General features: G+C 72.1%; 9 protein-coding genes and 1 pseudogene. 1 reads left to right on the top strand and 9 read right to left on the bottom strand.

From position 1 onward, the window contains the following. From JNW89_RS18110 to rapZ, 8 genes and pseudogenes are all read right to left on the bottom strand, one after another. Positions 1-339: pseudogene (locus JNW89_RS18110) on the bottom strand (RNA polymerase-binding protein RbpA); the annotation flags it as partial. Between the two features lie 130 nt (positions 340-469). Continuing rightward, a complete protein-coding gene (secG, locus tag JNW89_RS18105) occupies positions 470-730 on the bottom strand; it encodes a preprotein translocase subunit SecG (protein ID WP_091291006.1) in 261 nt (86 codons plus the stop codon). Positions 731-825: 95 nt separating this feature from the next. Further along, positions 826-1,617 (bottom strand): triose-phosphate isomerase, encoded by a 792-nt coding sequence (gene tpiA, locus JNW89_RS18100; protein ID WP_238449815.1) that lies wholly within the window; start codon positions 1,615-1,617, stop codon positions 826-828. Further along, positions 1,617-2,816 carry a phosphoglycerate kinase gene (locus JNW89_RS18095; protein WP_238449814.1) on the bottom strand — a complete coding sequence of 400 codons (1,200 nt, stop codon included), beginning with the start codon at positions 2,814-2,816 and terminating at the stop codon, positions 1,617-1,619. Before JNW89_RS18095 ends, tpiA begins: the two co-directional genes overlap by 1 nt. Beyond that, on the bottom strand, positions 2,813-3,817 hold the full coding sequence (gene gap / locus JNW89_RS18090; RefSeq protein ID WP_238449813.1) for a type I glyceraldehyde-3-phosphate dehydrogenase: 1,005 nt from the start codon (positions 3,815-3,817) through the stop codon (positions 2,813-2,815). The genes JNW89_RS18095 and gap overlap by 4 nt, the downstream gene beginning before the upstream one ends. A gap of 264 nt (positions 3,818-4,081) precedes the next feature. Next, entirely contained in the window at positions 4,082-5,062 is a 981-nt protein-coding gene (gene whiA, locus JNW89_RS18085) for a DNA-binding protein WhiA (RefSeq protein ID WP_088999356.1), read from the bottom strand. A 54-nt stretch (positions 5,063-5,116) separates the two neighbouring features. After that, entirely contained in the window at positions 5,117-6,079 is a 963-nt protein-coding gene (gene yvcK / locus JNW89_RS18080; protein WP_154943662.1) for a uridine diphosphate-N-acetylglucosamine-binding protein YvcK, read from the bottom strand. After that, on the bottom strand, positions 6,076-6,987 hold the full coding sequence (gene rapZ, locus JNW89_RS18075) for an RNase adapter RapZ (protein ID WP_238449812.1): 912 nt from the start codon (positions 6,985-6,987) through the stop codon (positions 6,076-6,078). Before rapZ ends, yvcK begins: the two co-directional genes overlap by 4 nt. A 225-nt stretch (positions 6,988-7,212) precedes the next feature. On the opposite strand from rapZ, the gene recQ reads away from it, so the two are divergent. Then, a complete protein-coding gene (gene recQ / locus JNW89_RS18070; protein ID WP_238449811.1) occupies positions 7,213-9,054 on the top strand; it encodes a DNA helicase RecQ in 1,842 nt (613 codons plus the stop codon). Positions 9,055-9,119: 65 nt separating this feature from the next. Here the strand turns inward: recQ and JNW89_RS18065 are convergent. Next, positions 9,120-9,566 (bottom strand): C39 family peptidase (locus JNW89_RS18065; protein WP_238449810.1); only part of this gene is annotated, 447 nt, incomplete at its 5' end.

Here is a 9,566-nt window from a genome sequence, read left to right as displayed (position 1 = left end):
CGGCCGCGACGGCGGCGCAGCGCGGCGAGGGCCTCGGCCAGGATGGCCGCCCCCCTCCTCCTCGCTGCGCCGCTCCTTCACGTACGCCAGTTGGGTCTTGTAGGGCTCGGGACGAGCCCGCCCGGGCGGGTTCTCCGCGTCCCGGCCGGCGGGCAGCCCGCAACGGGGGCAGTCCCACAGCGGGGGCGCCTCGGCGTCCACCGCCATCCTGATCTCGGTGGCGTGCCCGTTGCGGCACCAGTAGGTCACCGCCCGGCGGGGTGCGGGCTCGTAGCGCTCGGCAGGGCGTTCGGGGGCGGACCCGATCCGTGAGCCACGGATGACGTTGCCACTGGGCACGGCTGCTCGCTCCTGTCGTCGGAGGGACCGCCGCTCGGCAGGGGGTGGGCGGCGGCGACGCGCTGCACAACGAACTGCGCGCGGTCCGTAACGGACCGCGCGCAGATTGTACGCCGAGACTCCGACGGGCTCAGGCCCCGCTGCTGAGCTGGAGCCGGAGCCAGAGGCCGAGCCCGACGATGCAGGCGAACCAGACGATGCTCACCAGGACGGTGTAGCGGTCGAGGTTCTTCTCGGCCACGGACGAGCCGGCCAGGCTGGAGCTGACGCCGCCGCCGAACATGCTCGACAGCCCGCCGCCCTTACCCCGGTGCAGCAGGATCAGCATGGTGAGCAGAACGCTCGTGATGACCAGCAACACGATCAACGTGTATGCGAACCAGATCGGCATGGCTGGGGTCAGTCCTCTCGTTACGATCCTCGCCCGGACAGATCGGGCACGGTGGCACCGACCGGTGGACGGGCGGCCTCAAGGATAGCGAGCGATCAGCGGGCGGTGTGCTCCGGGAACCGGCAGATCTTCGCGAACTCCTCGGCGTCCAGGCTGGCACCGCCCACCAGGGCCCCGTCCACGTCCGGCTGGGCCATGATCGCGGCCACGTTCGAGGACTTGACCGACCCGCCGTAGAGGATCCGGACCTGGTCCGCCGTGCCCTGGCCGAAGGTCTCGACCAGCCGCTTGCGCACCTCGCCGCAGACCTCCTGGGCGTCCTCCGGCGTCGCCGTCTTGCCGGTGCCGATCGCCCAGACCGGCTCGTACGCCACGACGACCTTGGCCACCTGCTCGGCGGTGAGCCCGCGCAGGGCGCCGTCGAGCTGGTCGCAGCAGTGCGGCACGTGCCGCAGCTGCTCCCGGATCTCCAGGCCCTCGCCGATGCAGAGGATCGGGGTGAGCCCGTTGGCCAGCGCCGCCGCCACCTTGGCGTTGACGATCGCGTCGTCCTCGTAGTGGTAGGCGCGCCGCTCGGAGTGCCCCACCACCACGTACGTGCAGCCCAGCTTGGCCAGCATCGGCCCGGCGACGTCCCCGGTGTAGGCGCCCGACTGGTACGGCGACAGGTCCTGCGCGCCGTAGCCGATCAGCAGCTTGTCGCCGTCCACCGCGGTCTGCACGGTACGCAGGTCGGTGAAGGGCGGCAGGACCACCGTCTCGACCTCGGTGAGCTGCTTCTCGGTGAGGCTCGCGGCCAGCTTCTGCACCAGCAGGTTGGCCTCGAGGTGGTTCAGGTTCATCTTCCAGTTGCCGGCCATCAGCGGCCGGCGGGTGACGCTCGCCATCACTTCTCCAGGGCCGCGATGCCGGGGAGGGTCTTGCCCTCCAGGTACTCCAGGGAGGCGCCACCGCCGGTGGAGATGTGCCCGAAGGACGACTCGTCCAAGCCCAGGGCCCGGACCGCCGCAGCGGAGTCACCGCCACCGACCACGCTGAACGCGTCGGCCTTGGTGATCGCCTCGGCCACCCCGCGGGTACCGGCGGCGAACGGCGCCATCTCGAACACGCCCATCGGGCCGTTCCAGAAGATGGTCTTCGCCTGGGACAGCGCGGCGGCGAAGCCGGCCACCGTCTCCGGGCCGATGTCCAGCCCGATCCGGTGGCTCGGGATGCCGTCGGCACGGAAGACGTCGTGATCGGCGTCCGGGGAGAAGGCGGTCGCGGCCACCACGTCGACCGGCAGCATGATCTTGCCCTCGGAGCGCTCCAGGATGTTGCGGCAGGTCTCGACCATCTCCTTCTCCAGCAGCGAGGTGCCCACCTCGTGGCCCTGGGCCTTGAGGAAGGTGAAGCACATCCCGCCGCCGATGAGCAGCCGGTCCACCGTCGGCAGCAGCGCCTCGATGACCGCCAGCTTGTCGGAGACCTTGGAGCCGCCGAGCACCACGACGTACGGGCGCTCCGGCTGACCGGTCAGCTTGGAGAGCACCTCCACCTCGCGCAGCACCAGCCGGCCGGCGACGTGCGGCAGCCGGGCGGGCACGTCGTACACGCTGGCGTGCTTGCGGTGCACCGCGCCGAACGCGTCGTCGACGTACGCGTCGCCGAACGCGGCGAGCTGGTCGGCGAACGCGCCCCGCTCGGCGTCGTCCTTGCTGGTCTCCCCCTTGTTGAACCGGAGGTTCTCCAGCAGGGCGACCTGGCCGTCGGCCAGCGCGTCCACGGTGGAGCGGGCCGAGTCGCCGACGGTGTCCTCGGCGAAGTGCACCGGCGCGTCGAGCAGCTCGCCGAGGCGACCGGCGACCGGGCGGAGGCTGAACTGCGGGTCCGGCGCGCCCTTCGGGCGGCCCAGGTGCGAGCAGACGACCACCTTGGCGCCGGCGGAGACCAGCGCGCTCAGGGTCGGCAGGACCGCGCGGATGCGGCCGTCGTCGGTGATCTCACCGGTCTGCTTGTCGAGCGGGACGTTCAGGTCGGCGCGCACCAGCACGCGCCGACCCGACACCCCCTCGGCAAGCAGGTCGTCGAGGTTGCGGATGCTCACAGCGAGGAACCCACCAGCTTGACCAGGTCGACGAGGCGGTTGGAGTAGCCCCACTCGTTGTCGTACCAGCCGACGACCTTGACCTGGTTGCCGACGACCTTGGTCAGCGGCGCGTCGAAGATGCAGGACGCCGGGTCGGTGACGATGTCCGAGGAGACGATCGGGTCCTCGTTGTAGACCAGGATGCCCTTGAGCGGGCCCTCGGCGGCGGCCTTCATCGCGGCGTTGACCTCGTCCACCGTGGTCTCCCGGCCGACGTTGACGGTCAGGTCGGTGGTGGAGCCGGTCGGGATCGGCACCCGCAGCGCGTAGCCGTCCAGCTTGCCCTTCAGCTCCGGCAGCACCAGGCCGATCGCCTTGGCGGCGCCGGTCGAGGTCGGGACGATGTTCAGCGCGGCGGCCCGGGCCCGACGCAGGTCCTTGTGCGGCGCGTCCTGCAGGTTCTGGTCCTGGGTGTACGCGTGGATGGTGGTCATCAGACCGTGCTGGACACCGAACGTGTCGTGCAGGACCTTCGCCATCGGGGCGAGGCAGTTGGTGGTGCAGGAGGCGTTGGAGATGATGGTGTGCTTGGCCGGGTCGTACTGGTCCTGGTTGACGCCCATCACCACCGTGACGTCCTCGTTCTTCGCCGGCGCGGAGATGATGACCTTCTTGGCCCCGCCGTCGATGTGCGCCTTGGCCTTGGTGGCGTCGGTGAAGAAGCCGGTGGACTCGATGACCACGTCCGCGCCGACGTCGCCCCACGGCAGCTGCGCCGGGTCCTTCTCGGCGTACGCCTTGATGGTCTTGCCGCCCACGGTGATCTCGTCGGCGGTCGCCTTCACCTCGTGCGGGAGGCGGCCCAGGATGCTGTCGTACTTGACAAGGTGGGCGAGCGTCGCGTTGTCGGTCAGGTCGTTGACCGCCACAACCTCGATGTCAGCGCCGGACGCCAGCACTGCCCGGAAGAAGTTACGGCCGATCCGGCCGAAGCCGTTGATGCCAACCCGGATGGTCACAGGTCCCATCTCCTCGCGTTCTGGTCCGCCGGCGTAAGACCCGGGCCGGCGGAGGTGTGTGCGCCGACCGTTGGAGCCGGCCGTTGACGGTTCATCTCGGCCACCCCGCCGCGGTCCGTGAAGACCTGACCGCCCGAGGCGGTGAGCACGGCGAGGAGTGCCTGTGCCGGCCCCCTTGCCGTACGCAGCGACCTTATCCGAGCGTGCGGCGTCACGCTGCGGCGGGTGGTGATCCCGCTCGCATCATGGAGCCTCACCGTCCTATCAGACCACGAGCATGTCGGGCGTGACGGCCGCTTCCGTATCCGGGATGCCCAGGTCGCGAGCCCGCTTGTCGGCCAGCGCCAGCAGCCGGCGGATCCGGCCGGCGATGGCGTCCTTGGTCAGCGGCGGGTCGGCCAGCGCGCCCAGCTCCTCCAGCGAGGCCTGCCGGTGCTCCAGGCGCAGCCGCCCGGCCGAGGTCAGGTGGTTCGGCGCGTCCTCGGCCAGGATCTCCAGCGCCCGGGTCACCCGGGCGGCGGCGGCCACCGCGGCGCGGGCCGAGCGGCGCAGGTTGGCGTCGTCGAAGTTGGCCAGCCGGTTGGCGGTGGCCCGGACCTCGCGGCGCACCCGGCGCTCCTCCCAGGCCAGCACGCTGGAGTGCGCCCCGATCCGGGTGAGCAGCGCGGCGATCGCGTCGCCGTCCTTGACCACCACCCGGTCCACCCCGCGCACCTCACGGTTCTTGGCGGTGATGCCGATCCGGCGGGCCGCGCCGACCAGGGCCAGCGCGGACTCCGGACCCGGGCAGGTGATCTCCAGCGCGCTGGAGCGGCCCGGCTCGGTCAGCGAGCCGTGCGCCATGAACGCGCCCCGCCAGGCGGAGACGGCGCAGCAGACGTTGGCCGCCACCACGTGCGGCGGCAGGCCGCGCACCGGGCGGCCGCGCACGTCGAGCAGGCCGGTCTGCCGGGCCAGCGCCTCGCCGTCCTTGACCACCCGGACGATGAAGTGGCTGCCCTTGCGCAACCCGCCGGAGGCGAGCACGTGGATCTCGCTCGGATAGCCGTACACCTCGGCGATCTCCCGGCGCAGCCGCCGGGCCACCGCCCCGGTGTCCAGTTCGGCCTCCACCACCACGCGACCGGAGACGATGTGCAGCCCGCCGGCGAAGCGCAGCAGCGCGGCCATCTCCGCCCGCCGGCAGCAGGGCTTGGGCACGTCGACCCGACTCAGCTCGTCCTTGACCGCAGCCGTCATCGCCATTCTGCGCCCCTCCACGGACCGGTACCGGCGTGTCGCCGGTGATTACGTACGTGCTTAACGATCGGCGCCCAGGACAGGCACCAATGCGGCGCCCAGGGCGGCCGGATCATGACGGGGAGAGCCGTCGGTGACGGCGACCGGGGCGAGGACCAGCCGGGCACCCAGCGATTCTGCCGCACGGCCGGCCGGTTCGGGATCACCCACCGCCTTCGAATCGGCCAGCACGAAGTCCACGGTGAGCTGCGGAAGGTACGAGTGCAGGGCGGCCAGGTGGTCGGCGACGGACAGCCCGAGGGTCTCCTTCTCGGCCGCCAGGTTGAGGGTGACCAGCCGTCGGGCCCGGCTCGCGACGATCGCGGCGGCCAGCCCCGGCACCAGCAGGTGCGGCAGCACACTGGTGTACCAGCTGCCCGGTCCGAAGATCAGCCAGTCGGCCTCGCCCACCGCGGCGACCGCCTCGGCGCACGCGTCCGGCGCGGTCGGGGTGAGCCGCAGCGACTCCACCCGGCCGGTGGTCACCGCCACCTGGTGCTGGCCGCGCACCGTGCGTACCTCGTCGGGGCGCGCCGGGTCGGCGCCGCGGACCCGTGCCTCGATCCCCACCGGCTGGCGGGACATCGGCAGCACCCGGCCCACCGCGCCGAGCATCGCCCCGGCGTGCTCCAGCGCGGCCACCGGGTCGCCGAGCTGCTCCATCAGGCCGCAGAGCACCAGGTTGCCCACCGCGTGCCCGGCCAGGCCGTCGCCGGAGTCGCCGGCGAAGCGGTGCTGGAAGAGCCCGGCGCTGCGCCGGGTGGCGGGGTGGTCGCCGGCCAGCGCGACCAGGGCCTGCCGCAGGTCGCCCGGGGGCAGCCCGCCGCGCTCGGCGCGCAGCCGGCCGCTGGAGCCGCCGTCGTCGCCGACGGTGACCACGGCGGTGATGTCCAGGTCGAGGTCGCCGGCGCAGTGACGCAGCGCGCGCAGCGAGGCGGAGAGCCCGTGCCCCCCGCCGAAGGCGACCACCTTCGCCGCCGTCATTCCCGCCCCAGGTCCCGGTGCTGAGCGTTGGCGGCCAGACCCGACTGGCGCAGCCGGCCGGCCAGTTCCTCCGCGATGGCCACGCTGCGGTGCTTGCCACCGGTGCAGCCGACGGCCACGGTCAGGTAGCGCTTACCCTCCCGCTCGAAGCCGGCGGTGGTGGCGTTGACCAGGTCGGCGTACGCGGTGACGAAGGCGTCCGCACCCTCCTGGCCCAGCACGTACGCGCTGACCGCCTCCTCCCGCCCGGTGTGCTCGCGCAGCTCCGGCACCCAGTACGGGTTGGGCAGGAACCGGGCGTCGAGCACGAAGTCGGCGTCGGGCGGCAGGCCGTACTTGAAGCCGAAGGAGATCACGGTGACCCGCAGCCGGCGGGCGTCCTCGCCGCCGAAGAGCTCCTCGATGCGCCGCCGCAGCTGGTTGACGTTGAGGTGGCTGGTGTCGATGATCACGTCGGCCTGGTCGCGGGCCTCCTCCAGCAGGCCGCGCTCCACGGCGATGCCGTCGGCCAGCCGCCCCTCGCCCTGCAACGGGTGCGAGCGCCGGACGCTCTCGAACCGGCGGATCAGCACCTCGTCGTCGGCGTCGACGAAGACCACCCGGGGTGAGAAGCCCCGGTCCCGCAGCTCGCGGATCGCCCCGGCGAGATCGGTGGAGAAGGCGCGCGAGCGCACGTCGAGCACCATCGCGGTACGCCGGGCCGCGCCGCCGGCCTTGACCGCCAGCTCGGCCATGTCCAGCATCAGCGCCTGAGGCAGGTTGTCCACCACGTAGTAGCCGACGTTCTCCAGCGCCCGGGCGACGGTGCTGCGGCCGCCACCGGACAGCCCGGTGACCACCACCAGCGTGGTGTCCGCCTCCGCCGTCGCCGCGCCGCCGTCCGGGGCGTACCCGTCGGTCGTCCGCACCTCGCTCACCCACTACCCCCCAGCCGTGCCGCGTCCGGTTCGTCCCGGACACGCATGGTCGATCAGCGACTCTATCCCCCCGGGCGGCGTCGATCGGTTCCCGCCCGTCCGACCGGTGCCGGTGTCGGCATCGGCGGCCTCTCCAAAAAGCGGCGACGGCGGAGCGGGTATTCCCGCACGGGTCGGCGTCGGCGGGTTGTCGGCGTCGGCTCGTAGACTCCGCGGATGACCTCCCCCACCGACCTGCGCACCGAGGACGCGCTGCGGGTGCTCCGCCGGGTCTTCGGCTACGACGCCTTCCGCGGCTTCCAGCGGGAGGTCATCGACCACGTGGTGGCCGGCGGCGACGCGCTGGTGCTGATGCCCACCGGCGGCGGCAAGTCGCTGTGCTACCAGATTCCCGCCCTGGTCCGCGAGGGCGTCGCGGTGGTCGTCTCCCCGCTGATCGCGCTGATGCAGGACCAGGTCGACGCGCTGACCGCCGTCGGCGTCCGGGCCGGCTTCCTCAACTCGACGCAGGACCTGGAAGCCCGCCGCCAGGTGGAGAAGGCCTTCCTCGCTGGCGAGCTGGACCTGCTCTACCTCGCCCCGGAGGCGCTCGGCTCCCGGGCCACCCTCGGCCTGCTCGACCGGGGCCGGATCGCCCTGTTCGCCATCGACGAGGCGCACTGCGTCTCGCAGTGGGGGCACGACTTCCGCCCCGACTACCTGGCCCTGTCGATGCTGCACGAGCGGTGGCCGACGGTGCCCCGGATCGCGCTCACCGCCACCGCGACCAGCGCCACCCGCGCCGAGATCGCCAGCCGGCTCAAGCTGACCGACGCCCGGCACTTCGTGGCCAGCTTCGACCGGCCCAACATCCAGTACCGGATCGTGCCGAAGAAGGAGCCGCGCAAGCAGCTGCTCGCCCTGCTGCGCGACGAGCACCCCGGCGACGCCGGCATCGTCTACTGCCTGTCCCGCGCCTCGGTGGAGAAGACCGCCGAGTTCCTGGTCGCCAACGGGGTCGCCGCGCTGCCGTACCACGCCGGCCTGGACGCGGCCACCCGCGCCGCCAACCAGCAGCGTTTCCTGCGCGAGGACGGCCTGGTGATGGTGGCGACGATCGCGTTCGGGATGGGCATCGACAAGCCCGACGTCCGGTTCGTCGCCCACCTCGACCTGCCGAAGTCGGTGGAGGGCTACTACCAGGAGACCGGTCGCGCCGGGCGGGACGGCCTGCCGTCCACCGCCTGGCTGGCGTACGGCCTCCAGGACGTGGTGCAGCAGCGCAAGATGATCGAGACGTCGGAGGGCGACCTCGCGCACCGGCGCAACCTCGCCACCCACCTTGACGCCATGCTGGCCCTCTGCGAGACGGTCCGCTGCCGCCGGGTGCAGTTGCTCGAATACTTCGGCCAGAGCGGGGCGGCCGGCTGCGGCAACTGCGACACCTGCCTCACCCCGCCGGAGACCTGGGACGGCACGGTGCCGGCACAGAAGCTGCTCTCCACCGTCTTTCGGCTGGACCGGGAGCGCAACCAGCGCTTCGGCGCCGGGCACTGCGTCGACATCCTGCTCGGCAAGCAGACCGACAAGATCACGCAGCACGGCCACGACTCGCTGAGCACCTTCGGCATCGGCACCGAACTGCGGGAGGCCGAGTGGCGCGGGGTGGTCAGGCAACTGCTCGCCGAGGGCCTGCTCGCCGTCGAGGGTGACTACGGCACCCTGGCCCTGACCGAGGCCAGCGCGGAGGTGCTGGGCCGCCGCCGCACGGTGACCATGCGCCGGGAGCCGGAGCGGCCGGCGTCCGGCCGGTCCGCGAAGCCCCGGGGCGCGGCCACCGTCGTCGCCGACCTCGCCCCGGAGGCGGCCTCGGTGTTCGAGCGGCTGCGCGCCTGGCGGGCGGCCACCGCCAAGGAGCAGGGCGTGCCGGCGTACGTGATCTTCCACGACGCCACGCTGCGACAGATCGCCACCGAGGCGCCCAGCTCGCTGGCCGAGCTTTCGCAGATCAACGGCGTCGGCGAGAACAAGCTGGCCAAGTACGGCGAGGGCATCCTCGCCGTACTCACGGAGGGCTGACCACCAGAGCCGACGAAAGGGCCGGCCCCCGTTGTGGGGCGGCCCTTGTCGGTGGTGCTGGTGGGTCAGGAGGCGGCGGAGTAGCCGCGGGTGGCGATCCAGTCGGCGAGGTTGTCGACGCTGATGCGGTAGGAGGCCTGGTCGGGGTTGGCCGAGTCGGCGATGGTGACGGTCTTGCCGCCGTTGGTGTAGCCCACGACGCTGATGTAGTGCCCGCCCTCGAAGGAGTGGGTGGTGCCGTCGGTGTCGGTGGTGGTGCCGGCGATGTTGGCGACCACGGCGCGGCCCTCGTCGATGGTGCGGACGATGTCGGTGCGCAGCTTGTCGGTCTGCTTGCGGTCGGCCTTGCTGTCGCGGATCTCCACCGACCGGTAGGCGTCCTTGCTGCCGGTCTCCTTGTTCAGCACCGGGGTGATGTCGTTGATGCTGTTGGTGCCGTCCTCGGTGGTGCCCATCTCCTTGGCCATCGCGTCGACGTCGATGTCCTTGCCCTGCACCGAGAGGGCGTTGCG

The organism is Micromonospora sp. 4G55 (assembly GCF_016803375.1).
Note: the sequence above shows the minus strand (reverse complement) of the source record. Positions and strands in the feature narration are given on the sequence as shown.